Origin of the sequence: Stenotrophomonas sp. GZD-301 (assembly GCF_049310345.1) — a bacterium.
Taxonomy (GTDB): Bacteria; Pseudomonadota; Gammaproteobacteria; order Xanthomonadales; family Xanthomonadaceae; genus Stenotrophomonas.
On sequence record NZ_JBMOWY010000022.1, the window covers coordinates 74,906 to 101,393 of the forward strand.

Annotated in this window: 29 protein-coding genes and 1 tRNA gene; 27 read left to right on the plus strand and 3 right to left on the minus strand. The window is 65.1% G+C overall.

Annotated features, from left to right (window positions below):
- The first annotated feature begins 30 nt into the window (after positions 1–30).
- From ACO6VK_RS05690 to ACO6VK_RS05805, 24 genes are all read left to right on the plus strand, one after another.
- Positions 31–735: a hypothetical protein gene (locus ACO6VK_RS05690; RefSeq protein WP_422505941.1), complete on the plus strand. Its 705-nt coding sequence runs from the start codon at positions 31–33 to the stop codon at positions 733–735.
- A 189-nt stretch (positions 736–924) separates the two neighbouring features.
- A complete protein-coding gene (locus ACO6VK_RS05695) occupies positions 925–1,122 on the plus strand; it encodes a hypothetical protein (protein WP_422505942.1) in 198 nt (65 codons plus the stop codon).
- Positions 1,119–1,571 (plus strand): lysozyme, encoded by a 453-nt coding sequence (locus tag ACO6VK_RS05700; protein ID WP_422505943.1) that lies wholly within the window; start codon positions 1,119–1,121, stop codon positions 1,569–1,571. The genes ACO6VK_RS05695 and ACO6VK_RS05700 overlap by 4 nt, the downstream gene beginning before the upstream one ends.
- On the plus strand, positions 1,568–2,053 hold the full coding sequence (locus ACO6VK_RS05705) for a hypothetical protein (protein WP_422505944.1): 486 nt from the start codon (positions 1,568–1,570) through the stop codon (positions 2,051–2,053). The genes ACO6VK_RS05700 and ACO6VK_RS05705 overlap by 4 nt, the downstream gene beginning before the upstream one ends.
- On the plus strand, positions 2,050–2,238 hold the full coding sequence (locus ACO6VK_RS05710) for a hypothetical protein (RefSeq protein ID WP_422505945.1): 189 nt from the start codon (positions 2,050–2,052) through the stop codon (positions 2,236–2,238). Before ACO6VK_RS05705 ends, ACO6VK_RS05710 begins: the two co-directional genes overlap by 4 nt.
- A 164-nt stretch (positions 2,239–2,402) precedes the next feature.
- A complete protein-coding gene (locus ACO6VK_RS05715) occupies positions 2,403–2,588 on the plus strand; it encodes an HNH endonuclease signature motif containing protein (RefSeq protein ID WP_422506001.1) in 186 nt (61 codons plus the stop codon).
- 153 nt (positions 2,589–2,741) lie between these two features.
- The gene (locus ACO6VK_RS05720) at positions 2,742–3,170 is read left to right on the plus strand and encodes a hypothetical protein (protein ID WP_422505946.1); all 429 of its coding nucleotides are present in this window, start codon (positions 2,742–2,744) and stop codon (positions 3,168–3,170) included.
- Positions 3,163–4,854, plus strand: coding sequence for a terminase large subunit (locus ACO6VK_RS05725; RefSeq protein WP_422505947.1), 1,692 nt, complete (start codon positions 3,163–3,165; stop codon positions 4,852–4,854). Before ACO6VK_RS05720 ends, ACO6VK_RS05725 begins: the two co-directional genes overlap by 8 nt.
- Positions 4,851–6,143 (plus strand): phage portal protein, encoded by a 1,293-nt coding sequence (locus ACO6VK_RS05730; protein WP_422505948.1) that lies wholly within the window; start codon positions 4,851–4,853, stop codon positions 6,141–6,143. The genes ACO6VK_RS05725 and ACO6VK_RS05730 overlap by 4 nt, the downstream gene beginning before the upstream one ends.
- Positions 6,144–6,146: 3 nt before the next feature.
- On the plus strand, positions 6,147–7,013 hold the full coding sequence (locus tag ACO6VK_RS05735; RefSeq protein WP_422505949.1) for a head maturation protease, ClpP-related: 867 nt from the start codon (positions 6,147–6,149) through the stop codon (positions 7,011–7,013).
- An 11-nt stretch (positions 7,014–7,024) separates the two neighbouring features.
- Complete coding sequence (locus ACO6VK_RS05740) at positions 7,025–8,224, plus strand: phage major capsid protein (protein WP_422505950.1); 1,200 nt, start codon at positions 7,025–7,027, stop codon at positions 8,222–8,224.
- Between the two features lie 48 nt (positions 8,225–8,272).
- A complete protein-coding gene (locus tag ACO6VK_RS05745; protein WP_422505951.1) occupies positions 8,273–8,617 on the plus strand; it encodes a hypothetical protein in 345 nt (114 codons plus the stop codon).
- Positions 8,618–8,620: 3 nt separating this feature from the next.
- Positions 8,621–8,932, plus strand: a complete 312-nt coding sequence (locus ACO6VK_RS05750) for a head-tail connector protein (protein ID WP_422505952.1) — start codon at positions 8,621–8,623, stop codon at positions 8,930–8,932.
- The gene (locus ACO6VK_RS05755) at positions 8,932–9,264 is read left to right on the plus strand and encodes a phage head closure protein (protein WP_422505953.1); all 333 of its coding nucleotides are present in this window, start codon (positions 8,932–8,934) and stop codon (positions 9,262–9,264) included. The genes ACO6VK_RS05750 and ACO6VK_RS05755 overlap by 1 nt, the downstream gene beginning before the upstream one ends.
- On the plus strand, positions 9,257–9,763 hold the full coding sequence (locus tag ACO6VK_RS05760; protein ID WP_422505954.1) for an HK97-gp10 family putative phage morphogenesis protein: 507 nt from the start codon (positions 9,257–9,259) through the stop codon (positions 9,761–9,763). The genes ACO6VK_RS05755 and ACO6VK_RS05760 overlap by 8 nt, the downstream gene beginning before the upstream one ends.
- Positions 9,763–10,119, plus strand: a complete 357-nt coding sequence (gene gp17, locus ACO6VK_RS05765; RefSeq protein ID WP_422505955.1) for a tail completion protein gp17 — start codon at positions 9,763–9,765, stop codon at positions 10,117–10,119. Before ACO6VK_RS05760 ends, gp17 begins: the two co-directional genes overlap by 1 nt.
- Positions 10,120–10,206: 87 nt before the next feature.
- Positions 10,207–10,677 carry a phage tail tube protein gene (locus tag ACO6VK_RS05770; protein WP_422505956.1) on the plus strand — a complete coding sequence of 157 codons (471 nt, stop codon included), beginning with the start codon at positions 10,207–10,209 and terminating at the stop codon, positions 10,675–10,677.
- Positions 10,678–10,806: 129 nt separating this feature from the next.
- Positions 10,807–11,184 carry a hypothetical protein gene (locus tag ACO6VK_RS05775; protein ID WP_422505957.1) on the plus strand — a complete coding sequence of 126 codons (378 nt, stop codon included), beginning with the start codon at positions 10,807–10,809 and terminating at the stop codon, positions 11,182–11,184.
- 56 nt (positions 11,185–11,240) lie between these two features.
- Positions 11,241–11,474: a hypothetical protein gene (locus ACO6VK_RS05780; protein ID WP_422505958.1), complete on the plus strand. Its 234-nt coding sequence runs from the start codon at positions 11,241–11,243 to the stop codon at positions 11,472–11,474.
- A 7-nt stretch (positions 11,475–11,481) separates the two neighbouring features.
- Positions 11,482–13,449: a hypothetical protein gene (locus ACO6VK_RS05785; RefSeq protein WP_422505959.1), complete on the plus strand. Its 1,968-nt coding sequence runs from the start codon at positions 11,482–11,484 to the stop codon at positions 13,447–13,449.
- Positions 13,450–13,471: 22 nt separating this feature from the next.
- Positions 13,472–14,215, plus strand: coding sequence for a hypothetical protein (locus ACO6VK_RS05790; protein WP_422505960.1), 744 nt, complete (start codon positions 13,472–13,474; stop codon positions 14,213–14,215).
- A gap of 530 nt (positions 14,216–14,745) precedes the next feature.
- A complete protein-coding gene (locus ACO6VK_RS05795; protein WP_422505961.1) occupies positions 14,746–19,206 on the plus strand; it encodes a phage tail protein in 4,461 nt (1,486 codons plus the stop codon).
- Positions 19,207–19,211: 5 nt separating this feature from the next.
- Positions 19,212–21,803 (plus strand): hypothetical protein, encoded by a 2,592-nt coding sequence (locus tag ACO6VK_RS05800; protein ID WP_422505962.1) that lies wholly within the window; start codon positions 19,212–19,214, stop codon positions 21,801–21,803.
- A 1-nt stretch (position 21,804) separates the two neighbouring features.
- Positions 21,805–22,143 (plus strand): hypothetical protein, encoded by a 339-nt coding sequence (locus ACO6VK_RS05805; protein ID WP_422505963.1) that lies wholly within the window; start codon positions 21,805–21,807, stop codon positions 22,141–22,143.
- A gap of 4 nt (positions 22,144–22,147) precedes the next feature.
- Here the strand turns inward: ACO6VK_RS05805 and ACO6VK_RS05810 are convergent, their stop codons facing one another.
- Complete coding sequence (locus ACO6VK_RS05810; protein WP_422505964.1) at positions 22,148–22,813, minus strand: SOS response-associated peptidase; 666 nt, start codon at positions 22,811–22,813, stop codon at positions 22,148–22,150.
- A gap of 567 nt (positions 22,814–23,380) precedes the next feature.
- Here ACO6VK_RS05810 and ACO6VK_RS05815 point away from each other — a divergent pair.
- The 3 genes from ACO6VK_RS05815 (at position 23,381) to ACO6VK_RS05825 (ending at position 24,940) form a co-directional block, all read left to right on the plus strand.
- On the plus strand, positions 23,381–23,809 hold the full coding sequence (locus ACO6VK_RS05815) for a hypothetical protein (RefSeq protein WP_422505965.1): 429 nt from the start codon (positions 23,381–23,383) through the stop codon (positions 23,807–23,809).
- Between the two features lie 164 nt (positions 23,810–23,973).
- Positions 23,974–24,267, plus strand: a complete 294-nt coding sequence (locus ACO6VK_RS05820) for a hypothetical protein (protein ID WP_422505966.1) — start codon at positions 23,974–23,976, stop codon at positions 24,265–24,267.
- Positions 24,268–24,325: 58 nt separating this feature from the next.
- Positions 24,326–24,940 (plus strand): hypothetical protein, encoded by a 615-nt coding sequence (locus ACO6VK_RS05825; protein ID WP_422505967.1) that lies wholly within the window; start codon positions 24,326–24,328, stop codon positions 24,938–24,940.
- Positions 24,941–25,065: 125 nt separating this feature from the next.
- Here the strand turns inward: ACO6VK_RS05825 and ACO6VK_RS05830 are convergent.
- Positions 25,066–25,141 (minus strand) — tRNA-Phe (locus ACO6VK_RS05830).
- 83 nt (positions 25,142–25,224) lie between these two features.
- Positions 25,225–26,421, minus strand: a complete 1,197-nt coding sequence (locus ACO6VK_RS05835; protein ID WP_422505968.1) for a YbfB/YjiJ family MFS transporter — start codon at positions 26,419–26,421, stop codon at positions 25,225–25,227.
- Positions 26,422–26,488: the final 67 nt, after the last annotated feature.

Sequence of the window (26,488 nt, forward strand, 5' to 3'; positions counted from 1 at the left end):
TCAATCGACGAGAGCGACAGGGGAATGGGCATGGCAGACGTACGTGAGTTGATGGGCCGACTGGGGCCGACGACCGTCAAATTCGACACCGGGCGCGGCGGAGTGCCGGCCCTCACCAACCAGGACATCGCGGCGGCGCTCGGCATGGTGCCTGCTGGCCTGGGCAGGGAGCTGCTGGAGGCGCTGTGGTGGCCGGAGAGCGGCGCGCGGCGTACCCAGCGAGTGCGCCAGGCGGTAATCGCCCTGGTAGCACCGGAGTACATCCGGCAGCAGCAGGCCTTGAGCCTGGCACGTACCGAGTTCGGCATTGCGAAGGCGTGCATGGGGTGGGCGGGTGGTGCCGTGACCGATGCCCAGCGAGTGGAGCGCAGCCGGGCGGAGGCGAAGCTTGAGGCCGTGCGCGCGCTGTGCTGGCCGAACAACACGATGGAACAGCTCGGCACGCTCACCGCGGCTGTAATCAGTGAAATGGCGGGCGCCGGGAACTGTGCTGGCTGTGAGGGCCGTAGGGTCCAGGCTGCCGCCGACAGCTCCGGCGTGGTGGAGTGCGAATGCTGCGACGGCACCGGTCTTGAAGCGCTCAGCGGCCGGAAGCGCGCCATAGCCATCGGCGCAGATAAGTCGGCCTACCAGCGGTTCTGGCAGCCCGTGTATGAGTGGATGCTGGAGCGGATGAGGGGCGCTGAACGGGAGGCTGCGGAAGCATTCAATCGGGCGGTATCGCGCGCTGCGTAATGGGGACTTGATGAGTCCCCGGAATGGCGGGCAATCTTGCCACCATCCAGACGCAAGCCCCGGCCACAGCCGGGGCTTTTTCTTTGCCCGCGACCCAGCCGGATCAACCCTCGTGCCCAGCCGGCGCAGGGGCGGGCACCAATCAACCGGGAGGGGCATATGCCGAACCGGACATTCCACGGGGCAACCATGCGGGACGAAATCATCACCACCGCAGTGAGTGCTGCGGCAAAGGCGGTTCCGCCAGTCACTGTGGCCAGCGCGGTCGCTGCCGGCGCAAGCCTGGATCGCGTGGTGGTGGTGTTGACCATCATCTACCTGGTGGGCCAGATCAGCTATCTGTGCTGGCGTTGGGTCCGCGAGTGGCGCCAGAGGGCGCGCGCATGAAGGGCCGGATTGCTGTGCTTGCGGTCGTCCTTCTGGCAACGCCCGTCGTCGTCATGTTCGAGGGCGTGGAGCAGAAGGTGTATCGCGACCCGGTAGGCATTCCGACTGCCTGCGTAGGCGAGACCGACAAGGAGGTCGTCGGCTTCAAGCAGCAGTTCAGTCGGGATGAATGCCTCGCCGTCATGGGCGCCAGCCTCCATGCCCATGCTGTCGCGATGGACAAGTGCATCACCCGTCCTGTCGAGCGGCACGAGGCGGCAGCGGTACTGAGCTGGTCCTACAACGTGGGCACCAGCGCGGCGTGTGCCTCGACGCTCGTCCGCCTGCTCAATGAAGGGAAGCCGTTCTGCCAGGAACTCGACCGCTGGACCTTTGCCGGCGGGCGCCAGTTGCCGGGCCTGGTGCGGCGGCGCACCGCCGAGCGGGCCCTGTGCGAGGGAAGGTCGTGAACCGAACTGCGGCAGTAGCCGTCGCCGCGCTGATCTGGTCCGCGCTGCTTCTTGTGGGTGGGTTCATCGCGGGCTGGTGGTGGCGTGGCGATCGCGCCACGGCAACTGAATCCACCCGCGCATCTCTCACAGCGGGCGCGGCGCTGGACCAGGTGAATGCCACCCGATCAACCGAACATGCGGCGGCCGACACGATGGCCGCCATCGGAGCCAAGCTTGAAGAAGATCGCAAGACGGCCGAGGCCGTCCCTGCTGCTGTTGTGGCTCAGCTGCGTGATGGCACTCTCCGGCTGCGCGACGACCTCGCCACCTGCCACACCGACCGCCTGTCCCAGGCTGCCGCCGGCGCCGCCGAACGTGATGCGCGCGCCGAACTACGTCCAGAGGTTGCAGGAGCTTTTGTTCGAATCGTCACCGACGCCGAGCAGGACATCATCGCCTGCCAGGCCGTCGTCGAAGCCGACCGGGCCGCGATCCAATGACTGACAAACTGGTCGAGCGCCTGGTGCTGGCCATCGAGGCGCAGCAGGCAACGATCGCGCAGCAGGCAGAGCAGATCGGGCTCTTGGTTCAGTCGGTGGCGATGCTCCTGGGCGAAGAGGTGGGGACGCCTGTCGCCGAGGACGCGGCCGCGCCACGCACTGACATGGACGGGAACCCGTACTGATGCCAAGTCGAGCGCCAAGGCACCGGCCACACGGCGGCGCGGTGAAGCAGCATGCACCACCGGAGCGCAATCGGCAGGCCGAGCGCGCGCTCGCCACCAATTCCACTTACTGGCTGCGATTGCGCGCTGTGGTGCTGTCTCAGTCACCACTATGCGTCGCGTGCATGGCAGAAGGCCGGACTACCGCCGCCAGCCACGTGGACCATCGGGACGGTGACAGCCGGAACAACGACCTGTCGAACCTTCAGGGTCTATGCCGGCCGTGCCACAGCGCCAAGACCGCGCGAGAGGATGGCGGGTTCGGGAACAGGCGGGCATCGCGCACTTATCCACAGAAACCTGAACGATAACTGCCGAAATGAGTTATCCACAGAAACCTGAACGGGGGGTGGTCGAAAGTTCGACCTGAACGCGTCCCGATACGTGCGCCAAGGTGTTTATTTGCACCGTCAGTTGAGAAAAACCATTTTTTCGCGGTGAACATGCCGCCCCTCGGAACGAACATGGCGAACCCCCGCAAACCGACATCGCTGAAGGTGGTGGCCGGCACGGATCGCCCTGACCGCGCCCCGCCGGCGGCCGCCGCCGAGCTGCCGCTGGTGTCTGACGTGCCGCCGGCGCCGGACTGGATGCCGAACCCTCATGCCGTCAAGGAATGGAACCGCCTGGCGCCAATCCTCCATGCGAACAAGCTGCTCACTGAAGCCGGCCTGTCCGCCTTCGGCCAGCTGTGCGCCTTGCATGGCAATACTGTGCAGCTCTACGCCGCCGGCCTGGCGCCGGTAGCGTCGATGGTGTCGCAGCTGCGCGGCCTGATGAACGACTTCGGTCTGACCCCAGTTGCGCAGGGCAAGGTCAGGCCGTCAGGCGACGTCGAGAAAGCTGGGAACGCCTTCGCCAACAACGGTGCGAAGCGGAAGACCCGTGCGTGATTACGTTGGTATCGCCACGGCATACGCAGAAGAGGCGGTAGCCGACAAGAAGGGAAAGAAGTTCGGCAAGTGGATTCGGTTGGCCGGCAAGCGGTTCCTCGCGGACCTCAAGCGCGCCAAGCGGAAGCGGCCACCCTTCCTGTTCGATGAGTGGCACGCATGCGACCCATGCGACTTCATCGAGAAGCTTCCGCACGTTGAAGGGAAATGGGCACGGCCCGAAATCGAGCTGCACCGCTCCCACGTGTTTTTCGTGGTGCAGCTCTTTGGCTTCCGCAACCTCGATGGCAGCCGACGCTTCACGTCGGCTCTGTTCGCGGTGGCCCGCAAGAACGCCAAGTCCACGTTGGCCGCGGCGATCCTGCTCTACTGCCAGTGCTGTGAAGAAGAAGAGGGTGCCCAGATCATTTCGGCGGCGACGACCGGCAGCCAGGCGCGGATCATCTTCAACGTCGCCAAGCGGATGACCGAGAAGACGCCCGACCTGCAGGAGGCCTTCGGGCTTGCGTGCTGGGCCAACGCGATCAGCCGGGTGGAGACGGGCGCAACGTTCAAGCCAATCAACTCCAAGGCGAGTACGCAGGACGGCCTGAACCCGTCGCATGTTGGCTTGGACGAGATCCACGCTCACAAGTCGGCAGACCTGTTGAACGTGTTGACCTCCGCAGCAGGTGCGCGGAGCAACCCCCTGTGGCTGTACACCACGACTGAGGGATACACCAACCCCGGACCCTGGGGCGAGATTCGGCAGTTCGCAAAGCAGGTGCTGCAAGGAGTCCTGGGAGACTCGGCCGACCACTTCCTGGTGGTGTTCTTTGCGGTTGACGACGAGGACGACGAGTTCGACGAGTCGGCGTGGCCAAAGGCCAACCCGCTCATGGACGCGAACCCGCACCTGTTGAAGGCGATCCGCAAGGAAGCCGTCGAGGCGCGGCAGATGCCGTCCAAGCTGGCCGAGTTCAAGATCAAGCGGCTCAACCGCCCAGCGTCTTCAGCCACGGGATGGGTGGACCTGACGAAATGGCAGAGGTGCGGCGGCCGTATCGACCTCGACTGGCTCGCCGGCCATCCATGCTGGGGGGCGTTGGACCTGGCCAGCACCCTGGACCTGACTTCTTGGAGGCTGGTCTGGAAGGTCGACGGCGTGTACTACACCTGGGGCCGTCGATTCGTCCCCTCGGAAGCTGTGCGCGCGCGCACAGAGCGCGGCGTCGTGCCTTACGCGGGTTGGGTGGCAGCCGGCCTGATTGAGGTCACCGAGGGAGAGGTAACCGACTACGCGGTGGTCGAGCGCCGTATCCGCGAGGACATCGACAGATTCGGACCTTTGGCGATTGGCTTCGACAAGTGGAACGCCCAGGAGATCAGCCAACGGCTGTTGGCCGATGGCCACCCACTGATCGAGTTCAACCAGACCACGAAGAACTACCACCCGGCGATGCAGGAGCTGGAACGGGCCTATATCAGCAGAAGCATCCAACACGGGAACGACCCAGTGCTGAACTGGTGTGCTTCCAATCTCATCGCGGTGAAGGACGGAAACCTGAACATGAAGCCCGACAAAAAGCGCTCACCGGACAAGATTGATGACATGGCGACCCTGCTGATGGCCGTGGGCCTGAGCATGCCAGTGGCAGCGGAAGACGACGCGAGCGCCTTCCTCGCGAGTCCGGTGATCGGATGAAGGCGCGCTCAGCAAAGCCGGGCCGCCTGCGGGCGGCGGCCCTGAAATGGCTCGGTGTACCTATCCAATTGACCGATGGCGACTTCTGGTCCGACTACTTCGGCTCCAGTTCCGCAGCAGGCGTCCCAGTGAACCAGCAGACGGTGCTGAAGCTGTCCGCAGTATGGTCGTGCGTACGGTTGATCTCTGAGACGATCTCTACGCTTCCCCTCTCGATGTTCGAAAAGACCGGCAGTGGAAAGCGCGTCGCAAGCCACCATCCGCTTCATTTCATCCTCCACGATCAGCCCAACGCCGACACGACCGCAGCAGTGCATTGGGAGGCGAGCGTGGCGGCAATGCTGCTGCGGGGTAACGCTAGGTGCGAGAAGCTGACTATCGGTGGTCGGCTTGTCGGTCTCCAGTTCCTTCATCCAGACCGGCTTACCAGCTTCAGGCGTGACGGTGCGAAAGTGTGGCGATACACCGACGAGGGGGGGCTGCAGAGGGAGATCCAGAATGATCGGATATGGAGCATCCCCGGCTTCTCGTTGGACGGGAAGGATGGCGTCTCAGTCATTGGCTACGGGGCCGAAGTATTCGGTGCCGCCATCGGTGCAGATCGGGCCGCGAGCGGTACGTTCGCCAAGGGGCTTCTGCCGACAACCGCAATCACTTTCCCCGCCGTGCTGAAGCCCGACCAGCGAGACGACGCGCGGAAAACTCTTGAAACATTGAGTGGCGCGGTGAACGCGGGACGCCCCGTGATCCTTGAGGCTGGGTCTGAGATCAGGACCGTTGGCATCAATCCCGCAGACGCCCAGCTCCTTGAATCCCGGGCGTTCTCGGTGGAAGAAATTTGCCGTTGGTTCCGCGTCCCGCCCTTCATGGTGGGCCATAGCGAGAAGTCGACAAGCTGGGGCAGCGGGATTGAGCAGCAGATGATCGGGTTCCTTACGTTCACCCTGGGCCCCTGGCTGAGGCGTATAGAGCAGGCGATCAGCAAAGACCTGCTGACGCCCGCCGAAAGGCTCCGGTACTACCCCAAATTCGCAGTGGAGGGCTTGCTGCGTGCGGACAGTGCCGGCCGTGCAGCGTTCTACACGTCAATGGTGAACAACGGCATCCTCACCCGCGACGAGGTTCGCGAGTTGGAAGACCGTGAACCGATGGGGGGCAACGCGGCCGTGCTGACCGTCCAGACGGCGCTGGCGCCGCTCGACAAACTTGGCCAAGCCGAAGACGGCAACGCAGCCCGCGCATCGATGCGCGCGTTCCTCGGCGTGCCTGACACCACCAGCAAGGAATAAGAGATGACTATCCGTGCAACGCCGGGCGTCCCCAGCGGACGGCCGCAGATGGACGTGCGCAGCTACATCGCACCGGCTGCCTTCGAACGTTGGGACTCCAGCATTCGTGCCGCCGCAGAAGGCGATGAGGATCGAACGATCGGCATCTACGACGTCATCGGTGAGGACTGGTGGACTGGGGGCGGATTCACCGCCAAACGCATGTCCGCTGCTCTGCGATCGCTCGGCAAAGGGCCGGTGACCGTCGCAATCAACTCGCCGGGCGGGGACATGTTCGAAGGCCTTGCCATGTACTCAATGCTTCGCGAGCACCCCGGCGAGGTCACCGTGAAGGTGATGGGAATCGCTGCGTCGGCCGCGTCCATCATAGGTATGGCCGGTGACAAGGTTCAGATTGCGCGAGCTGGCTTCCTGATGATCCACAACTGCTGGCTGCTCGCGGCGGGCAATCGACACGAGCTGCGTGAGATCGCGGACCAGTTGGAGCCGTTCGACCAGGCGATGGCCGACGTATACGCCGCCAGGACCGGTGAGGACGTCAAGGCGATGCAGAAGCTGATGGATCGTGAGTCCTACATCGGCGGCAGCGCCGCTGTATCGCAGGGCTTTGCCGATTCGTTACTCGATTCTGACGAAATCAGCAAGAAAGACGACGGCAAGAACGCGTCAGCAGTTCGCCGGATGGAGGCAGCGCTCCGGGCGTCGGGCATGCCCAAGTCCGAGGCAATGCGTCTGATCAGTCAGTTCAAGTCCAGCGCGGGCGATCCCGCTGGCGGCGGTGAGGGCGAGCCCACCGAACACGGCCAGCGTGACGCTGCCGGCTTCACGACCACTGCGGCGCTGGCCGCGAACCTCACCACCATTCTGTAAGGAGAGCCTCAATGGCCCAGATCGACGACGACATCAAGAACATCAACGCCAGCCTCGGGCAGGTGAATGAGCAGCTGAAGAAGCACGCGGAACAGGCCAAGGCCGACATCAGCGCGCATGCACAGCTGTCCGAAGAAACGAAGGCCAAGGTTGACCAGCTGTTGACCGCCCAGGGCGAACTGCAGGCCAACCTCCAGGCAGCCCAGCAGGTGATCGCCAAGCTCGAGCAGGGCGGGGGTGCTCCGGCCAAGGCGCGCACCATCGGTGAAGTCGTAGCGACCTCCGATGTGTGCAAGAACTTCAATCCGGGCATGCAGGGCAGCTTCACGGTGAAGGCCGCCATCACCCGCGAGGACGCGTCGGCCGGCAACCTGATCGAGCCCCACCGTATCCCGGGGGTCGTGGCCACCCCGAACCAGCGCCTGTTCCTTCGCGATCTGCTCACGTGGGGGACGACCACGTCGGATAGCCTGGAATACGTGCGGGAAACCGGATTCACCAACAACGCCGAAGTCGTGGCCGAGAACCCGGCCAACCCGAAGCCCGAGTCTGACCTGTCCTTCGAGCTGGACTCGGCGAAGGTCGCCACGATTGCCCACTGGATCCGTGCGTCCAAGCAGGTGCTGCGCGACGCCGGAATGCTGCAGGCCTACATCAACGGTCGCCTCATGTACGGCCTGAAGCTGAAGGAAGAGGGGCAGCTGCTCAAAGGCTCCGGCCTCGGCCTCAACATCAACGGGCTGTACACCCAGGCGACTGCGTACGCCAACCCCGGTGTGGTGGTGCAGAACGAGACCGCGATCGACCGCCTCCGCATCGCCATGCTCCAGGTGACGCTGGCCGAGTACGAAGCCGACGGCATCGTGCTGAATCCGATCGACTGGACGACCGTCGAGCTTTCGAAGACCACCGAAAACGCCTACCTGTTCGCCACGCCGCGCGGCCTGGCAGTGCCCGGCCTGTGGGCGCGCCCGGTCGTGGCGACCAAGGCGATGGATACCGGCGAATTCCTGACCGGTGCTTTCAAGCTGGGCGCGCAGGGCTGGGACCGTGAGCAGGCGAACATCACGGTCTCCAACCAGGACCGCGACAACTTCGTCAAGAACATGGTGACCATCCTCTGCGAAGAGGACGTCGGGCTGACCGTGTTCCGTCCCGAAGCTTTCGTGAAGGGCGGTTTCGCCGGCCTGCCGGTGGTGGACGGTCCGTAACGTGGTCGCGGGGCAAGGCGATGTCCTTGCCCCGCGTAGGAGAAGAACATGGCGAAAGTAAGGGCTCTCAGCTCCTTCGAACACGGTGGCCATCGAAGTCGCGGTCTTGAATTTGAGGTGTCGCCCCAGCATGCCGATCTGCTCGTCAAGCGAGGTCTCGTCGCTCTGATCCCCGGTTCGCTATCCGCCTCCGTTGGCGGTGCCCCCTTGGCGCGCGCTGGCGCGGCCCTGGTTGGCCAGAATGTTGCGGACGTGATCGCCGAGCTGGCCACGGTTGTAGATATGGGCACCCTTGCAGCGGCCCTTGAGGCCGAGCAGTCGAAGGGCGACAAGGCAAGAAAGACCGTGTTGGAGGCGATTGCCTCGGCTATTGCGGCGCTTCCCAAGGAATGAACCATGCTGATTGAACTGGCCGACGCACGGCGACATCTGGTTCTCATCCATGACCTGGATGATGAGCTGATCACCGACTACGTCAACGCCGCCCAGGACTACATTGAGCAGTACATTGGGCGGTCAATACCTTGGACGGACGGGGGCAATCCACCGGAACAGGTTCCGGTGCCGGAGTCGCTCAAACAGGCGGCGCGCTTGCTGGTTGGTGACAGCTACGCGCTTCGCGAGGGGTCGGTGACCGGCACCATTCACTCGGACAATCCAGCGGTGATGCGACTGCTGAACCCCTACCGCGTCACCTGGGGTGTGTGATGGCGCGCCGTGGGAAGTACAGGCATCGCGTCACGTTGCAGAACCATGAGGTAGTCCGGCAGCCCCTGGGCGGCGATACCAGGGTGTGGAAGGACTGGCAGAAGGATCTGCCGGCGGAAGTGGTTCCGCTATCGGGGCGCGAGTTCACGGCGGCGAGCGCCGAGCATGGGGAAGTCACTGCCCGAATGGAGATTCCCTATCTCCCTGGCGTTCTGTCCTCGATGCGCGTTCTGTTCGATGGACAGGCGTATGCCATCCGCGCCGTGCTCCCGGACCCGACCGCGCGGCAGTGGCTGACGCTGATGGTGGATGCGGGGGTCGCCGATGGCTGAAGACCTGAAGCTGCATGGCTTGAAGGGGCTGCTGGAGACCCTGCGCGGCTTGCCCGACGAGGTCCGTGGGAAACCCCTGCGCACTGGTATGCGCAAGGGGGGGAACATCATCCGTGATGAGGCTAGAAACCGCGTTGCGAAGCGGTCGGGCTTCCTTGCCGGTGAGATTGTTGTTCGCAGGGCCAACGCCAAGAACCGCCGTCGGGCAGGGGTGGGCACGGATGGGGAGTACTTCACGGTCGGAGTACGGGTCGGCCGTAAGGCGAAGTACTCAAACACGAAGCGCAACCAGCGCATGCGGCGTGTTGGCAAGGTCTACGAAACGACGGGCTGGGCGCACTACTGGCGCCACCTGGAGTTCGGCACGAAGAAGATGGCGGCCAGGCCATTCCTCACGCCGTCCGCTGAGGCCCGAGGACCTGAGGCTGCCCAGGCGATCATCAATGAATCGTGGATCGCGATCACTCGCGCGCTGAAGCGGAAAGGCTGGGTACTGTGATGATTCCTTTGATCCAACCGATTTTGCAGGGCAGTGCGTCTGTGCGCGCGCTGCTGGGCGATCCAATCCGTGTCTGGCCCAGTGTGGCGCCTCAGGGCGCGGCGTTGCCCTACGCAACCTGGGAGGTCGTGGGAGGCTCCCCAGTTCCTCAGTCCGACACACCACCGGCCGACGGTTGGCGGGTCCGGATTACGGTCTGGGGTCAGGACACCACGCAGGCGAACGCCGCAGCTATCGCGATCCGCGACGAGGTTGAGCGCCGCGGCAGCATCGAATCCTACAACCCGAGCCCGGACCCCGACGGCACCGACACCTTCGGCATCTCCTTCGACGTGCGGCTGCTGACTGTCCGGTAGCTGCTCGAACTTCTCAAACCCTACCGCCGGCGCAAGCCGGTTTTTTCTGTGCCCGGCGACCGGGCTCTATCCAAGAGGTAAACCGCAATGGGCGTTTTGAAGTCCAAGCACACCCAGCTGTTCATTGCCACCGCGCCCACCGAGGTCACGAAGGTGACCCGTCTGCGCTCGGTCGGCTTCCCCGATGGCCAGGCATCGGAGATCGACATCTCCGATTTCGACGATGACTGGGATAAGTTCGTGTCCGGCCGGAAGGCCACCGGCAGCACCACCATCGAAATCAACTACGACGCCGTCGACCATCAGAAGATCGAGGCTCTGCACAAGAGCGGCGAGGTTGTGGACATCATGGTCACCGCGCCGCAGTCGGAAACCGAGGGCGTGGACAAGCCGGAGGCTGTGGCTGGTGTCATCACGCCCCCCGCCGGTGTGGTCTCGAAGCAGTTCAAGGGCTTCGTGCAGAACTTCGCGGTCCAGGTGGCCGACAACGACATCTGGAAGGCAACCATCACCATCCGTGGGTCCGGCGAGGTCGTCACCCACCTTCCGGCGCCCTAACTCGCGCAACGGCGCTCTCTCTCTTTAGGCCCGCTTCGGCGGGCCTTCTCTTTGGCCGGGCGCGCAGGAACCTCCGCGTGTTAGCCGTGCGCGGCCTGCGCGCCCGACCACCATTTCAGGAAACGGCCCATGAGCAAGACCAACGACACCCCGGCGACCGACACGTTCGCTGCCCCGCCGACCGTGCTGCAGACCTTCACCAGCCTCGGCATGTTCGCGTCCAAAGACGTGCGCGCGGATACCATCACGCTGCCCAGTGGCGACAAGGCGCAGTTCCACGTGCGCGAGCTGCCGGACGCGGAGTTCCGTCGGCTGTACCAGGACGGCGATCGGTCGAAGCTGATCGCGGCCACCATCTGCGACGAGAACGGCAAGCCGGTGATGACTGCCGCGCAGGCCGCACAGCTGAAACCGTTGGTTGCGGCGGAACTGCAGCAGGTCGTCATGAAGCACTCCGGCTTCGGCGACAAGGCTGCTGACGCCCAGGCCGAGACGGGAAACGCCTAAGGCAGCGCGGCGAAGACTGGTTCTGGCACGTACTGGCCGGCCACCTGCATCGCACGGTGTCCGAGCTGCGGTCGACCATGTCGCGCCGCGAGTTCCTGAGCTGGTGGGAGTTTCACAAGCGGAACCCCATCGACCCTGTCGGTCTGCACATCAAGCCTGCGGCCTTCGCCGCCTTCACCGCAGCAGCGCACAGCCAGGCCGGCACAAAGCGCAGCATGCAGGCCTTCCTAGAAGTTCTTGTGCCGAAGTCCGACGACGACGAGGCCGAGGATTGGTTCCACGCACTCTGAGGAAATGATGGCTGACACCTTCGGGCGCTTCGCCGCGCTGCCTATTGGCCCGTTGCTGGCCGCCCGCGACGGCGGCCTCACGCTGGCCACAACCGCAGCGGCGGACATCCACCACATGGCTCGCTCTGACGTTGCATTGGATCACGGCACCTTCGGTGCCGAGTTCGCGGTGTGGGGCGATGATCCGATGGCCGCCGTCGTCGGCGTCGCGACGGCCGCCGCCTCGCTGACCGCCTTCCCCGGCGGTGATGCCGCTGGGATTGGTTGGAACCTTGGCGCAGGGACCGTGCTTTTCAACGGTGGGCCGGTCGCTGCCGGCTTGCCCGTCCTTGCCAAAGGTGAAATCGCGGGGGTGCTGGTGGAGGTCGGCGCGCCAACCCGGCTCAAGCTTTACCGCAACGGCGTGCTGGTCCACCAGAGGAACATCGGGCTTACCGGCCCGCTGCACTTCGCCGCCTCGCTCGCGGCCACTGAAGCCGGTGGTCTATGCATGGCGGTCAATGCAGGGCAGTGGGGTGCCAGTAGTCCCGCCGCTCAGGTCGGCTGGCGCTTGCCCGCCGCATCCCCAGCGGTGGCGCGCCTCGCCGATGCCGACTGGCTGACCGCCCCGGGTGATTCCCCGGCCAACGCCCGGTTCGAGGGGGTGCTGGCCGACGGCATCACCCTTATCAGCGAGATCAACTTCTGGCCGTGGGGTGGTGAACCGGTGAGCCAGACCAGCGCGGCGGAATGCCAGGCGCTGGACGCTGATGGCATTCTGGACGATCTGGCGCTCAGTGGCGCTTCCGGCGCGCCGGCGCGGGTGAGGGTCGGTCCGGCGGATGGGATGCTGGCCGACGCGCAAGCGGCCTATCGCTTCTCGCTCGACCGGATCGAGATCAACGACGACGGCACCAAGGGCATCTACTTCCGCGACGCGCACGATGACCTCGACGAGGTGATCAACCGCAGTGTGTTCCTGCCCAACATCCCCGGCCTGGCGTGGAAGCCGCAGCCGGTGCTGATCGGCGCGGTGGCCAGCGTGCCGGCGTTGGGGGCAAATTCGGATGCGACGGCGATGTTCGTTGCCGATTCGCGGATCTACACGGATACCGTCCTTGACCGCGGCGACGCGATGGAGGCGGGCACCTTCTCCCTATCCCCGGATGGGCAGCAGCTGCTCATGCGATCGCCACCGGTCATGCCTGTGGTGACGGACGCTTCCAGCGTTGGTCCGGGGCCGGCGCCGGCGACGCTGCAGCAGGCGCTGGCCGACATCATGGGGCGCCTGGGCAAGGGAGCATGGTCGGGCGCAGACTGCGCGGCGATCGATGCCGCCACTGGCTATGCCGGTGTGGGCTACTACGCCGGCACGGCCATCACTGGCCGGGACGCCATGAACGCGATCCTGCCCAGCTACGGAGTCGGCTGCTACCAGGACGCTGACGGTGCACTTCGATTCGTCCAGGTGGCGGCACCAGAGGAATGGGCCGGGGAACTGGCTTTCGACCTCGCCGGCGGCGACCTGGCCGAAGATCTGCTCGCCGTTCCTGACGACGCCCCGAACCTCACGCGCCGCATGGCCTATCGGCCGAACGCCCAGGCGTTGGGCGCTTCCGACCTGGTCACCGACGTTGTGGACGTGCCCCAGTGGCGCCGCGACGAGCTGATGGGACTGTTCCGCGCCCAGGTGTACGGGGCTGGGGCCATGCATCCCCACTACCGCCGCGCCGACGGCACCGACCCGGTGCTCTCGCTCTTCTGGAATGGCGCGGACGCACAGGCAGAGATCGACCGGGTAGTGGCCATGTACCGGGTGCAGCGGTTCTTCTACCGGGTCAGCGTGCAGGGCGACCAGGAGCTGGCGCCGCAGCCGGGGCAGGTGGGGCGCATCGCCTACGGTCGGTATGGGCTGGAGGCGGGCAAGCAGGTACTGGTGCGGCGCGTGGAGCGCAACCCTGCCACGGGTGATGTGGTGCTGACGTTGTGGGGGTGATGCGGTGCTGATCGGATATGGAATGCCTGCGGTGCAGTCTGTGGCGCTGGTGGGCGGAACCTGGCTGACCACCGACGCCGGCGCTGCAATGTTCGACGGAAAGCCAGGGCGCCGGACCCGCATTCACCGCACCGGCGCCCTGTCCATCAATGTGACGCTCGCCGAAGGGTTGGTGCCAGGGGTGATCGCAGTCCTTGGTCTGAACGTTCCGGAGGGCGTCGCGGTAAGCGCCGCCGGCGCGGCCGCACTGACCGTACGCCTGCCCGACGGCAGCGTATGCGCCTGGCTGTTCCCCACCGCCACCGCCACGGTGAGCAGCGTTGCGGTGGTGATAGACACCCTGGTAGCGAACGTAGAGGTGGGGGAGATCGCGATCTTCCGCGTGGCCGACATCGGCATCAAGGACGGTTGGGCGGTAGGCCCGATCGATGCCAGCGTCCACAACCGGACGAAGGGCGGCCAGGTGAACACCGTCCCCGGCACTGTGTACCGGCGGCTGACTGCCACGTTCTCGGGGCGGCCCACGGACGTGGTGCGCCAGAGGGGGCTGGCCGGAACGGACTGGGAGACTGTCGCGATGGCAATGTCGCGACGGCAGCGGGCGTGTGTGGTGCCGCAGTTCCGAGACATCCGCACCAAGGCGTTCGATCCGGGACTGGCCGCGCGCGCTGCAATCTATGGTCACGCCACCCAGCTTCCGACGACGGAGAATCTCAGTCGGCAGTACTTCACTGGCTACATGGAGTTCGAAGAAATTCCAGCATAGTTTGTCGAAGTTGTAGCGCGGTGCGACAATTTTTACCCTTCATGGCTGAGGGGCTAACGACCGATGAGTAGGGTTTACACGTCCAAGGACTGGATAGCTGCTGGAATTGCTTTCGTCGTAGTGGTCGGTGTGTTCGCCTGGATGCAGATAGGTGGACGGAAATCACCTGAAGAAAGGGTAGAGGCTTCGGCTAGCGACAGGTGCAGACAGTGGATCAAAGAGTCTGCGAAGAACCCTTCCTCTGCGCGTGTTCCCGGGCCATCCCGGGTCCACACTTTTAGCGATCGCATCGTGGTTACCTGGGTGATTGGCGACGGGCTGACGCTTATGAACGGATTTGGATCAAATGTAGACACAGCCGCGCGATGCACGATGTCTAAGGATGGAGTGTTCCTAAAAGAGCTGGTCATCGATGGCCAGCTCGTCAAGCGCTCACGGGCCGAATAGGCCGTAGCTGCGAAATCGCGCCTCGGTGGCGCAACGACTAAGTACAGGCCCGCAACGCGCGGGCCTTTTTTTTTGGACGGAATATGGCCCTCTATACCCTCACCGTCGACCTTCTTGCAGAAACCGGGAGCTTTGAACGCGACCTCGGTAAGTCCGCACGTGCGTCTGATCGTGCCGCAAAGGCGATGCGGCAGATGCAACGCGAGATGTCCGACAGCTTCGCGCAGGCAGCCCGCGATGCCAAGGTGTCGGTTACCAGCATCGACCTGAGCATGTCTTCGCTGGCAAAGGGCTTCGGCGCTATCGGTGGCGGGGCGCTGCTGGGACGGTTCATCACTGAGACCGTGAATGCCCAGAACGAGCTTGGGCAGCTGAATGCGATTCTGAAGTCCACCGGGCAGACCGCCGGCTTCAACAGCCGTCAGCTGGTCGACATGGCCGACAAGATGGCCAAGGCGACCACACACTCGTCCGGTGAGATCGTCAATGCTCAGACGCGCCTGTTGTCGTACACGGGCATCGTAGGAGAGAACTTCCCACGGGCTCTTCAGCTCGCAATTGACCAGTCGGTGCGACTTGGCGAGAACATCACTCAGTCGGCCGAAACCATCGGCAAGGCGCTTGAGTATCCGACTGAAGGAATATCCGCACTTACCAAGCAGGGTTTCCTCTTCACCGAACAGCAGAAAGACATGCTGGCTTCGCTGGTTGAAACGGGCCGGCTCGCGGAAGCCCAGGCTATGGTCATGGGCGTCATGGAAGGCTCGTACGCCGGCGCTGCGGCTGCAGCGCGTGACAATCTTGGCGGCGCCCTCACTGGACTGAAGAATTCCTTCGATGACCTCTTGGGCAGCCAGGCTCAAAGTGGCGGCATCGCGGCTGCCACGGCCGCAGTCAACTCGTTCGCCGACAATCTCGATGTCGTAGCAGCGGCAGCCGTTCCGCTCGGCACAGGCCTTGCGGTGTTCTATGCAGGCGGCAAGTTGATGACCGGCATTTCGGCGCTCAACGCGCTGTGGGCCGCCAACTCCGTGGTGGCAAATCGGGCATCCGTAGGCATGTTGGGAATGCTCCCGCCGACGGTGCGATTGACGGCTGCGCAGACGGCCGCGCGCGTAGCAGCGCAGGGGCTTCAGTCCGCCTACGCCGCGCTCGGCGGTCCTGTCGGGATCGCTGCTGCGATCGCCACCGCAGCGGCTGGCTGGTGGATGATTCGCGACAGCACCAAGGAGGCGGACAGCGCGTTGATCGACTTCAACGGGACGCTGGACGACACGATCGCCAAGTACACGGAGCTGAATAAGCAGGAGCGCGCCGGCGAGCTGCTGAAGCTCGATGCTCGAATCAGCGAGTCGTATAGGGAGGTCACAAAGTCCATTCAGGAAATGATCTCTTCCGCGTCGGCGTACTCGGACGTGGCCCACGCCGACGCATTCATCAAGGAAACCACTCGGCTAAAGGAGAGTCTCCACGCCGGCAAGCTCTCCGCCGATGAGTTCTCTGCGGGGCTTGAAGCGGCCTGGCGCACGATGATCGACGGCTCTCCTGCAGCGCAGACTGTCGCGAAGTCTCTGACGCAACAAACCGCAGCTGCAGCGACCAGCAGCCTCGAATTCGAGCGCCAGCGTGGTGTCCTCAGTGCTCTTACCGGAGTGAGCAGCGCGGCTGAGCACCAGACCGACGCAACTACTGCCGCGCTCAATCGGCAGGCCGTCGCATCCCACGCGGCGTCCGAAGGAATCAACCAGCACCTGAAATCGCTGCAGTCCAGCGTCGACAGTCAGCTGGTGAACCTCGTCCGCCTGAAGCAGGGCGCCGAAGCGGCGTTCATGGTCGACGTTGGCCAGAAGATCAATGCGGCTGGCGGTGTGGACAAACTCACCACCGAGCAGCGCGCTGCCTACAACAAGCAGATTGCCCAGGGCTTGAGCCTGATCCGGCAAACGGAGGCGGCTCAGAAGGCAGTGCAGACCTCTCGTTCGGCGGACAAGGCCGGTGCCCGGGAGCAGAAGGCAGCGACCGACGCACTGGCCCGCTACACGCAGCAGGCGGAGCTGGCGGCAGCGGCAATGAAAGGCCCGCTCGACGAGGCGATGGCCAAGCACCTGCAGAACATGGGTGAGTACAACGCCGCCCTGGCCAAGGGCAACATCGCCCAGGCCGACGCCAACGTGCTGATGGCTCAGAGCGCACTGGAGTACGCGAAGGTCGCGTCCGAGGTCGACCGCGCCATCGCCAGCCCCGAGGCGCTGCTGGCGACGATGGATGGCGAACTGGTGATGCTGGGCAAGATCGGCCGCGCCCGCGAGCTGTATCGCCGGCAGCTGTTGAACGAGCGCGACATGCGGCAGGAGCTGCAGAAGGCGGTCGAGGCGGCTGGCGGGAAGGAGGCGCTGGCGCTGGCGAAGGGTGCGAGCAGCTACGAAGCTTACGAGCTGTCGATGCTCGCGGCGGCGGATGCTTCGGCTGAGCTGTCATTGCGGATTGAAGAGGCGGCCGCTGGGCTGGAAGCCTGGGCGGGCATCGTGGTCAACGGCGCAGGCGATGCCGCAGATGCAATGGCGGACTTCGCTGCCCGCGGCTTCCGCGACTCGGAGAAGATGTGGGACGACATCAAGGACGCGGCAAAGCAGGGGCTGCGTGACCTGGCACGGGAACTGCTCCAGCAAAAGCTGGTGATCCCGATCCAGACCAGGATCATGGAGGGAATCAGCAGCTGGGGCAGCCAGGGGGGCGGGTTCAGCCTGGACAGCCTGATGGGTTTGTTCGGTGGAAATGGCACCGCTGGCGGCGGCCAGAACGTGGGAAACATCGCCGGCATCCTGTCGAAGGGCCGCGCGGCGTTCGGCCTTGGTTCGTCCGCCGCCAGCGGCGCCGGCTCGCTGACCGGGTTCGGGGATGTGACCAGCATGGCGGGCATGTCCGGCTCGAGCTTCTCCGGCCTCATCGGCGGGGGCGGCGCCAGTGCGGGTACGGCTGGCGCGAGCGCTGGTGCTGGAGCGGCCGCGGCCGTGCCCATCATCGGGTGGATCGTCGCGGGCATGATGAAGAACGCCCAGCTGTTCGACCAAGGGTGGGACATTGCCAACGGCGAGAGCTGGGCGGGCAAGATCGCCACGGCCGGCGCGGTTGGACAGGCCGACAAACTGTTTCGCTCCCTGGGCCTGAGCAGCAAGACCGCCTCGATCCTCTCGGGATCCAGCATCCACGCCAAGCTGTTCGGCCGCAGCGCTCCGAAGATCACGGGGCAGGGGATCACTGGCAGCTACGGCTTCGGTGGATTCGACGGGCAGAGCTACGCGGATGTGAAAGCCAAGGGCGGCCTGTTCCGCAGCGACAAGAAGTGGACCCAGTACACCAGCCTTGACCCCAACATCGATCGCACGTTCGACATGGCGGCGCGGCAGGTGCGAGGTGCCACCACCGACCTGGCCAAGCAGCTTGGCATCGACCTGTCCCAGCAGCTTGCCGGCGTCCGTGTCAGCCTGGGCAAGCTGACGCTCTCGTCCGATTCTGCCGAGGCCAAGGCGCAGTTGGAGGCGTACCTCGGCGACATGACCGACCGCCTGTTCACCGAGGCGGTGCAGGCAGCAGGGTTCGGGAGCCAGCTCGATGGCTACTTCGAGTCGGCCGACGTGTTCTCCGCGCTCAGCGCATCGATCGCACTCGCTGTCGGCAACGCCGACGAGCTGGGGCGCGCGCTGAATGGGATGGAGATCGAGAAGGTCAACAAGGCCGTGGACTACTTCCAGGACCTGGCGGGCGTCGCCGGGACGGACCTGGCCACTCAGATCCAGAAGGTGACTGGCCTGTTGGGCAACTACGCCAGCCTCATGGCGGACGTGTCCACGCAGCTGCTCACCGGTGATTTGACGCAGTACCAGTCCCAAGCGCTGAGCATTGAGCGCAGCTATCGCCAGCAGGTGAAAGCCGCCAACGACTATGCGAAGGCGCTGGGGCTGTCGGGCGCTCGCGCTGAGGACCTGGCCAAGATCGAGGCCTTGCGCGCGACGAACATGGGGAAGCTGCAGGCCCAGATCGATGCCGACAAGAAGGCCATGAACTATGGCCTTTCGATCAGCGCCCTGTCGCCGTTGACGGACCAGGAGAAGCTGCAGGAGACGATGCGCGAACTGGAGCGCGCAGTGGCAGGGGGTGACACCAGCGCGGCGCAGGCGGCCGCACAGGCGGCCTTGGGCTTCGGTCGCAACCTCTACGCCAGTGGCAAGGACTACAACAACCTGTTCGGCCAGGTGACCGGGTTGATCGACGGCATGAAGGTCGGGAACCTGGACATGGACGACGGCACCAGCATGGGCCAGCTTGCCGATGCGATCGAAGCACTTCCGGACAACTTCAGCCGGGCCGTGTTCGACCTGGTGGTGGACGGGAAGGGACAGGCCGAGACCACTGCGGCCGTCCAGCAGAGCAACGCACTGCTGGCCGACCAGAACAAGGTGTTGCACGACCTGCTCGCGGTGACCACGCAGGGTGTGCGGACCAGCACAAGTTCCACGATGCGCAAAGCGCTCAACGAAAGGTAATCCCCATGCAGGCAAGGAAAATCACCCTGATCGAGATCGGGGCGGGCGCGCTTCCGTCGCTGACGCCGGCGGCGCCCCGGCAGTCCTCGTGGTTCCCCGTCGTCTACACGGCGGGGGTGACGCCGCCGGTGGACGGCGTTGTCCCCAACCCGGTGGCTGACGGGGTGCTGATCGAATGGGCGGCGGTGGACCAGGCGGGCGTCGTCTACATCATCGAGCGCGGGCCGACGCAGGAAGGTCCGTGGACGGAGATCCACCGCACCACGGAAACCCGTTATCTCTACAGCGACGGGAGCGGGCAGGCGTGGTGGTTCAAGATCACCGCGAGCGTGCGCGGCAAGCCCGGCGAGGGTTCCATCGTGGAGGGCACCCCGGGCAAGGTGCCGAGCTACGCCGAGATCGAAGAGCTGAACCGACAGATTGGTCAGGAGCGCATCGACAGGTTCAACGAGGATGCTCGCGTGGCCGCCGCGGCGGCCGCCGAAGCTCCCTTCAAAGCCAACCTCGCCCGCGATGTGGCGCTTGCCCGGGCGGATGCGGTCGCAGCACAGGTGGCCGACATCCTCGAGGCCGACGAGTGGACGGTCGTCGGCGTGTACCCCGTGGGCGATCTGGTGCAGCACGCCGGTCGTCTGTATCGCGCTCGGGTGGAGACCACCGGCCAGCAGCCCGACCTGTTCCCTGCCGTGTGGGAGCTGATCGGCGAGTATGCGTCGCTGGGTGAGGCAGTCGCTGGCGCGCTGTCCATGACCACCGTCAACGCAGGCGAGATCGAGGCCCAGGCCTCGCAGCTGCAGGCGATTCAGGTGCGCATGCCGGTTGGGGCTGGCGCGATCGCCAGTGAGGCCAGCGTTATCGCGGAGCGGAATGCCCGCGTGTCTGCGGACGAGGCACAGTCGAGCCAGCTGGACGCCGTGAAGGCGCGAATGCCGGCGGGCTCGGGCGGGGTCGCAAGCGAGGCATCGGTCGTGGCCGAAGCTCAGGCACGTGCCACGGGCGACGCGGCGCAGTCGCAGCGAACCGATGCTGTCGTTGCACGGCTTCCTGCCGGCAATGGCAGTCTCGCTTCCCAGGCGGGCGTGACTGCCGTCGAGCAGGCCAGCGTCGACCGTGACAATGCGCTTGGGCAGCGCATCGAGCAGACCAACGCAGCGTTGGAGGGAAAGGCGGAGACGTCTGCGCTCCTGCTGCTCAGCAGCGAGGTTCAGCAGCTCGAGGGCGCGGTTAGCGCGAACAGCACCGCGATCACGCAGGTGAAAGCGTCCACCGCTGCCAATCCCAACATGATCGCCAACCCGACGTGGCGCAGCGGCTTCGCATCGTGGACCACTCCGGCAAGTGGTGGGGCGTACTCGGACGCCAGCTTCGGACCGTTCGCGGCGATCCTCGCCACCGCCAGCAACGACACCTCCTACCAGTTCATCCCGGGCCCCATTACGCCCGGGCGCCACACGCTGTCCGGGGATATCTTCCGCAACGGGCTGCAGGGCAATGCCCGGTTGGTGCTCAGCGCGTACAACAGCGACGGGCTGATCGGTTCGGTTACGGCGATGTCGGACCCGACCAAGCTGGGGGTCTGGACCAGGTACAGCTGCACGATCGACGCGCCTGCCGGCACCACCCGTCTGCTGGTGGGCATCATCTGCGAGGTCACCGACGCCGTATCGTCGTTCCGACGGCTGAAGCTGGAGCTGGGGGCAGTGCCGACGGTGTGGAGCGACGAGGTGACCGTCGGCGGCACCGCGTCGGCCACGCAGGCCTTGGAGGTTCGCGCCACGACTCTGGAAAACGGCCAGAGCCAGCTGCAGGCATCGTACACCTGGGCGCTCAACGTCAACGGCCAAGCCATCGGCATGACCTCGGTGAACAACGGCAACATCGGCCGCATCGACTTCGTGGCCGACATCTTCGGGATCGTGGACCCGAACAATACCGGCAGCAGCACGTACGAAGGCGGGCGGTGGCTTACCCGGTCGGGTGGCTACATGCTGGCGCACGGCAAGCCGTTCGGCACCTCGGGGGACCTTCTGTTCTGGATCGGCGTGGGCTCGAACGTGGCGGCCTGCAGCAAGGCAAACGGGCTGTTCTGGGTAGACAACAAGGGTAACGGCTACTTCGGCGGCTCGCTCTCGGCCGGCATCCGGCGCAACGCCTACCGCTCGACGGCCGTCTCTACGACCGCGACGGTGGAGTCGCCGCCGTTTGGCACCGGTGGAGCGCCCAAGACCGTGGTCTTCAGCCTGGCCTACTACAACTCCGGCTACTTGGATTCGGGTACGCCAGGCGTGGTCGCCAACAGCGCGATCATGACCTTGCAGCGCAGCTACAACGGCGGTGCGTGGGAGACCGTCAGTTCGATGCAGGTTGGCGGACAGACGTCGGTCTACTACGACGATCTGTGGGGGCGGTACAGCTACGAGGCGCAGGTCGGTGGAAGTGTCACGTTCACCGATGGCCTGCCTGGCACCGGGACGTTCGCCTATCGCGTGCTGCTCAGCGGCGCAGCGGGCCTGTGGCCTATCACCCTGGCTGAGGCCAACGGCAGCAATTTCCACATCGGCTCCCAGGAGCTGTCCCTGATCAGTACGGAGGCTTGACGTGGCAGTAATCAGCGAGAGCGAGCAGTTCGGCACGAAGGTGGAGGCGATCGCGCCTCGCATCGGGATCGACTGGAGCCCGTACACGAACGACGGGCCGGTGACCTTCCACTTCGAGAAGGTGACCACGCAGTCCGACGGCACAGTTCTGGAACGCACCTTCCTTGGCGTGCTGCCCGCAAGGATCAGCGAGCTGCTGGCGCGGGACTACATCGTGAAGCACCCCGTCACCGGCGAGGAAACCGTGGAGCCCGGGTGGAAGCTCATGGCCATGATCAAGGCGGCGACCGACGCCGTGTTCGAGGCGAGCGCGCCGCCGGCGCTCCCGCCGCCCCTGTAGCCGCTCAGGCCACGGCCGCGAGCAGATCCTCGCGGTTGTTGCGGGGCGTGTTCACCGCGCGGCTGACGCGATAGGCCTCCATCGCCGGCGGCTGGCTGGCCAGCAGCATCGCCATCGCCGCAGCGGCGTCGGCCGCGATCCACTCGTCGGCCTGGCCGGGGTTCAGCCACACCGGCATGCGGTCGTGGATATCCGCCGACACGCCGCTGCTGTCGCCGGTGATCACGGTGAACGTGCCGAGATTGTCCGGGTCCAGCAGGGGGCTGGTGTCTTCCCAGAGGCCGGCGGCCCAGAGCGGGGTGGCCGCGTGGATGAACCACGGGTCCTTCTTCCCGTCCTCTTCGCTGACCGACCACTCGTAGTAGCCGGCCATCGGTATCAGGCACCGCCGCTTCTTGAACGCGGCGCGGAACGCCGGCTTCTCCGCGACGGTCTCGATCCGGGCATTGATCGTGGAGCCCTGGAGGTTCTTGGCCTTGGCCCAGAAGGGCAGGAGGCCCCATGACAACCTGGTGAGCTGCAGGCCAGTGCCGCGGTCAAGGATCACCGACGCGCGCTGGGTCGGGGCCAGGTTGTAGCTGGCCGGCATGGACAGCAGGTCGCCAACGAGCTGGGGGAACAGCCTCGCGTCTGCGTCGCGCATGGGAATCTGGACGAATCGGCCGCACATGATGAGATCCTATTTCCCGTTCGACGACGGGGCGCCTGCGCCACTCTTACCGGCCGGGCGTGAGTATCGAGTGCTCACCTGGGCAACGGGAACGGGATGGCTGTGTGCACTGTGCAGCGTGTTGCGCTATCGGTCGGGTGCTTCGCGGGATCGATTTGGCCTTGACCGCGCGGTCGGTTTCGACAGGTATCAATGTGCCAAGAAAAGCGCTTCGGGGTCACCCCTTGTGCCACAAGGGATTCCACACTTTCACTACATTTGGCGTTGACGATCCCGGGAGTCGGCCATAATCTTGAACTCGTCGGCTCAAGGACCCAAAGTCTGCGGGGCGACGAACAATGCAAAAGCCCCGAAGCCTAGAGAGCATATCGGGGCCTTTGTTACCACAATGGTTTACATCTAACTCCCACGGGGGAGCATGTTCGGTGGCCTCTGACAAGATCACTGAACTTGGATCGTAGGATATACACGTATAGCTCGACCGTCAATAACGATGGTGGCGAAACGTTATTAACGACGAACCTATGAACCTGTGGAAGGTAGATGCCCGAAAAGAGGCATTCGCCCATGAAACACCGTATCACCGAGCATGATCTGCAACTGCAGGTGCTGAAGCTTGCTTCCATCACCGAGATTGCCAAAGCACAGGGGTTGGAGGGTAACCAGCTCCTCCTATCTGCGAACGCGAGCTTGAAGGAGGAGACTGGCACCGATGTGCTCCGCACGATGCACGTGCAGCTCGTGTCGCCAGACGGGGAGCGCATTTTGACGCCGACGCAGTTGGGGAAGCCCTATGGGCTGAGCGCCCAGAAGCTGAACGCCGTATTGGCCGAGGCAGGGTTCCAGGAGAAGACTGAGGCGGGGTGGCAAGCGCTTCCGAAGGGCAAGCCGTTCGCGGTCCTGTGCGACGTCAACAAGCATCAAGGAGGCCGAACGGCTGTGCAGCAGCTGAAATGGAAGCGGGGTGTGGTCCAGTACCTGCCGCTCCGCGCCTGACGGCAAAGCGGCCCGCTTCGTCGGGCCGCTTTCCTTGGTCGGCGGCGGCTCCGTGCCATCTCAGCCGCGCCGGCCCCCTTCGAACAGTCGAAACGGCGGGTCTCAGACCATGAGACCCCGGTTCGTATCCTGCCCCCATGCTTCCTCACGACTTCGAATGGGCAATGTCCCTTCCCAACCCAGACTGCCGGCCGGACGTGATTCGGCACCGGGGGCAGTGGGTTGCCAGGCTGCACCAGCGGGTGGACAACGGGTTGTGGTTTGCCGAGCTGGACGTGCAGCGGGAGCGCCGGCACAAAAGGCCCTGCCAGAGCTACGACACCGGGATCATCGGGGTCGAGCTGTGGGTTGAGCGGCACCAGGACCGGCTGCGAACCGAGGTGCTGGCCAAATACGCCAGCGCGAAGTTCCCGATCAAGCAACTGGGGGCGACCGACGCGCCACCTCCCGGGGCGTAGACGGAGGGGGCGCCAGACCGTAATAGTGGCGTCTCGCCTTGGACCTGCCACATACCCCATGAGCATCCTCAACGTCTTGCTGCGCCATGAAAAGCTGCTGGTGGCTGTCGACACCCTCGCGCAGGACGCGCACACGGGACAGCAGTCCAAAGGCGCCAAGCTCCTGCTCATCCCCCAGTACAACCTCGTGCTGGCCTGTAGGGGTTCCGCTCAGTTCTTCCTGAGGATCTACGAGCTGTGCCTGCAGGCCAGCTTCCGTGCGGACTTCACGATGGAGCAGCTCATGGCCGAGCTGGGCCTGGTGATCGACAAGGTGTGGCCAGCCTACGTGGAGGCCGCCGATAGGGCAGGGCTGCCGCGAAGCGACCTGTACACGGAGCTGGTTCTGGGTGGCTGGTCGCCGAAGAACGGCCGGATGATGGCTACGGCCTACGCCAAGGACGCTGGCGGCGCGGCAGCAGTGGTCCAGGTCCTTGCCGGTGGTCTCGCGTCACCTGGGGAGCCGCTGCGTGGTCGGCCAGAGAGCTTCGACGCCGCTGCAGTCGCAGAGGCGGGCCGGCTCCAAGCTCTGTACCTCAACGATCGGGCCGGGCGCACAGTGGCGGGGGGTAACTTGCTCGTGGCCAGGCTCTCGCGTGGCCTAGCGACGGTCGAGGACATCGGTCTGCTGTAGCCGTGCGGGCACCGTGCTGTGCGCGGGACGTGGAGCACAGGCGAGCGCGCACCCCACTAATCCGTGCAAATTCCGTGCAACTGGCAAAAGAAAAGGGCTCGCATTTCTGCGAGCCCTTTGAATAGTGGTGGCCGAGGACGGAATCGAACCGCCGACACGGGGATTTTCAATCCCCTGCTCTACCAACTGAGCTACTCGGCCACTTCATCGCTGCGTTGCCGCTGGCGAGGACGCGAATAATACGGAGGTCTGAGAGGTTCGGCAAGCCTTTCATCAAAAAAATTTCACATTTGTTGCTGAGGGTCCTGCGCGGCCTCGCGCATGCAGGCCAGCAGCACGACGCCGATCGCCATGATGATCGCGGCCAGCAGAAGCGACGCGCGGTACGAACCACTGTCGCGGGCGAGCATGCCGGCCAGGGCAGGCGCGATGATCTGTGCCACGCCGTAGCTCAGCGTCAGCGTGGCCATCGCCGCGGCGGGGTTCTGCGGATAGTGGCGACCCACCACGGTAAGGGTGAGGCTGACGATGCCGGCGAAGGTGATGCCGAACAGCAGTGCGCTGCCCATCCCCGCGGCGAGCCCGTCGTCCAGCAGCGGCAGCACGAATGACAGTGCCTGCAGGGCGAAGGCGATCGACAGCGCGCGGATCATGCCTGTGCGCGCCGCCAGCCGGTCCCACAGAAATGTGGATGGCACCGCCGCCAGCCCGACCAGCGTCCACACCGCACTGCCATGACCGCGGAAGGCGGCGGTCTGTTCGAGAATGGCGACGATGAAGGTCGCGCTGACCACGAAGCCGAACCCCGCGCAGAAGTACGCGGCGACCAGCAGCATGCGCCAGCGTCGCGGCGGGGGTGGGGGCGCGCTGGCGACCTGCGCCGCCGATGGCGCGGTGGGCGCCGGCATCCAGCGCCAGGCCGGCACCAGGAAGGCCAGGCCGAGCAGCCCCAGCCAGACCCATTGCCCGCTGGAACCGGCGTGCCCGGCCAGGAGCGCGGTAGCGAGGCCGGACACCGCGATACCAAGACCGAGGCCGGCAAAGTGCAGGCCGAGCTGCGGTCGTCGGCGCTGCGCCAGCAGCCAGTTCAGCACCAGCCCGGAGGCCAGCAGCAGGCCGGCGGTGCTGGACATGCCCGCGATGAAGCGCAGGATGCTCCACAGCCACGGCTGGGTGGTGCAGCCCATCAGCGCGGTGGCCGCCACCGCAAGCAGCAGGCCGGCCCGGTAGAAGCGGAACCGGCGCTGCGGGTCGCCGACGCGCGCTACCAGCAGGGTGCCGAGCAGATAGCCCAGGTAGTTGAAGGTTGCCAGCCAGCCGCCCTGCGCCGCGCTCAATCCCGCGTCGGCGCGCATCAGCGGCAACAGCGGCGTGTAGGCGAAGCGGGCCAGGCCTACGGTCAGTACCAGGGCGCAGATGCCGGCGCCGATCACCTGCCAGGGCTGCAGCGACGACGGGGACGGGGAGGCGGGCAGGGTCATGGCGGGCAGGCAGGGGGGCGGCAACCCCATCCTGGGCAACATCGCGCCGGCTGTCTTTCGATAGAAT

Bases quoted from the DNA above. Each gene is read 5' to 3' on its own strand.
- ACO6VK_RS05690 (WP_422505941.1), top strand. From the start codon at position 31: ATGGCAGACGTACGTGAGTTGATGGGCCGACTGGGGCCGACGACCGTC.
- ACO6VK_RS05695 (WP_422505942.1), top strand. From the start codon at position 925: ATGCGGGACGAAATCATCACCACCGCAGTGAGTGCTGCGGCAAAGGCG.
- ACO6VK_RS05700 (WP_422505943.1), top strand. From the start codon at position 1,119: ATGAAGGGCCGGATTGCTGTGCTTGCGGTCGTCCTTCTGGCAACGCCC.
- ACO6VK_RS05710 (WP_422505945.1), top strand. From the start codon at position 2,050: ATGACTGACAAACTGGTCGAGCGCCTGGTGCTGGCCATCGAGGCGCAG.
- ACO6VK_RS05715 (WP_422506001.1), top strand. From the start codon at position 2,403: ATGGCAGAAGGCCGGACTACCGCCGCCAGCCACGTGGACCATCGGGAC.
- ACO6VK_RS05720 (WP_422505946.1), top strand. From the start codon at position 2,742: ATGGCGAACCCCCGCAAACCGACATCGCTGAAGGTGGTGGCCGGCACG.
- ACO6VK_RS05730 (WP_422505948.1), top strand. From the start codon at position 4,851: ATGAAGGCGCGCTCAGCAAAGCCGGGCCGCCTGCGGGCGGCGGCCCTG.
- ACO6VK_RS05735 (WP_422505949.1), top strand. From the start codon at position 6,147: ATGACTATCCGTGCAACGCCGGGCGTCCCCAGCGGACGGCCGCAGATG.
- ACO6VK_RS05740 (WP_422505950.1), top strand. From the start codon at position 7,025: ATGGCCCAGATCGACGACGACATCAAGAACATCAACGCCAGCCTCGGG.
- ACO6VK_RS05745 (WP_422505951.1), top strand. From the start codon at position 8,273: ATGGCGAAAGTAAGGGCTCTCAGCTCCTTCGAACACGGTGGCCATCGA.
- ACO6VK_RS05750 (WP_422505952.1), top strand. From the start codon at position 8,621: ATGCTGATTGAACTGGCCGACGCACGGCGACATCTGGTTCTCATCCAT.
- ACO6VK_RS05755 (WP_422505953.1), top strand. From the start codon at position 8,932: ATGGCGCGCCGTGGGAAGTACAGGCATCGCGTCACGTTGCAGAACCAT.
- ACO6VK_RS05760 (WP_422505954.1), top strand. From the start codon at position 9,257: ATGGCTGAAGACCTGAAGCTGCATGGCTTGAAGGGGCTGCTGGAGACC.
- gp17 (WP_422505955.1), top strand. From the start codon at position 9,763: ATGATTCCTTTGATCCAACCGATTTTGCAGGGCAGTGCGTCTGTGCGC.
- ACO6VK_RS05770 (WP_422505956.1), top strand. From the start codon at position 10,207: ATGGGCGTTTTGAAGTCCAAGCACACCCAGCTGTTCATTGCCACCGCG.
- ACO6VK_RS05775 (WP_422505957.1), top strand. From the start codon at position 10,807: ATGAGCAAGACCAACGACACCCCGGCGACCGACACGTTCGCTGCCCCG.
- ACO6VK_RS05785 (WP_422505959.1), top strand. From the start codon at position 11,482: ATGGCTGACACCTTCGGGCGCTTCGCCGCGCTGCCTATTGGCCCGTTG.
- ACO6VK_RS05790 (WP_422505960.1), top strand. From the start codon at position 13,472: ATGCCTGCGGTGCAGTCTGTGGCGCTGGTGGGCGGAACCTGGCTGACC.
- ACO6VK_RS05795 (WP_422505961.1), top strand. From the start codon at position 14,746: ATGGCCCTCTATACCCTCACCGTCGACCTTCTTGCAGAAACCGGGAGC.
- ACO6VK_RS05800 (WP_422505962.1), top strand. From the start codon at position 19,212: ATGCAGGCAAGGAAAATCACCCTGATCGAGATCGGGGCGGGCGCGCTT.
- ACO6VK_RS05810 (WP_422505964.1), bottom strand. From the start codon at position 22,813: ATGTGCGGCCGATTCGTCCAGATTCCCATGCGCGACGCAGACGCGAGG.
- ACO6VK_RS05815 (WP_422505965.1), top strand. From the start codon at position 23,381: ATGAAACACCGTATCACCGAGCATGATCTGCAACTGCAGGTGCTGAAG.
- ACO6VK_RS05820 (WP_422505966.1), top strand. From the start codon at position 23,974: ATGTCCCTTCCCAACCCAGACTGCCGGCCGGACGTGATTCGGCACCGG.
- ACO6VK_RS05825 (WP_422505967.1), top strand. From the start codon at position 24,326: ATGAGCATCCTCAACGTCTTGCTGCGCCATGAAAAGCTGCTGGTGGCT.
- ACO6VK_RS05835 (WP_422505968.1), bottom strand. From the start codon at position 26,421: ATGACCCTGCCCGCCTCCCCGTCCCCGTCGTCGCTGCAGCCCTGGCAG.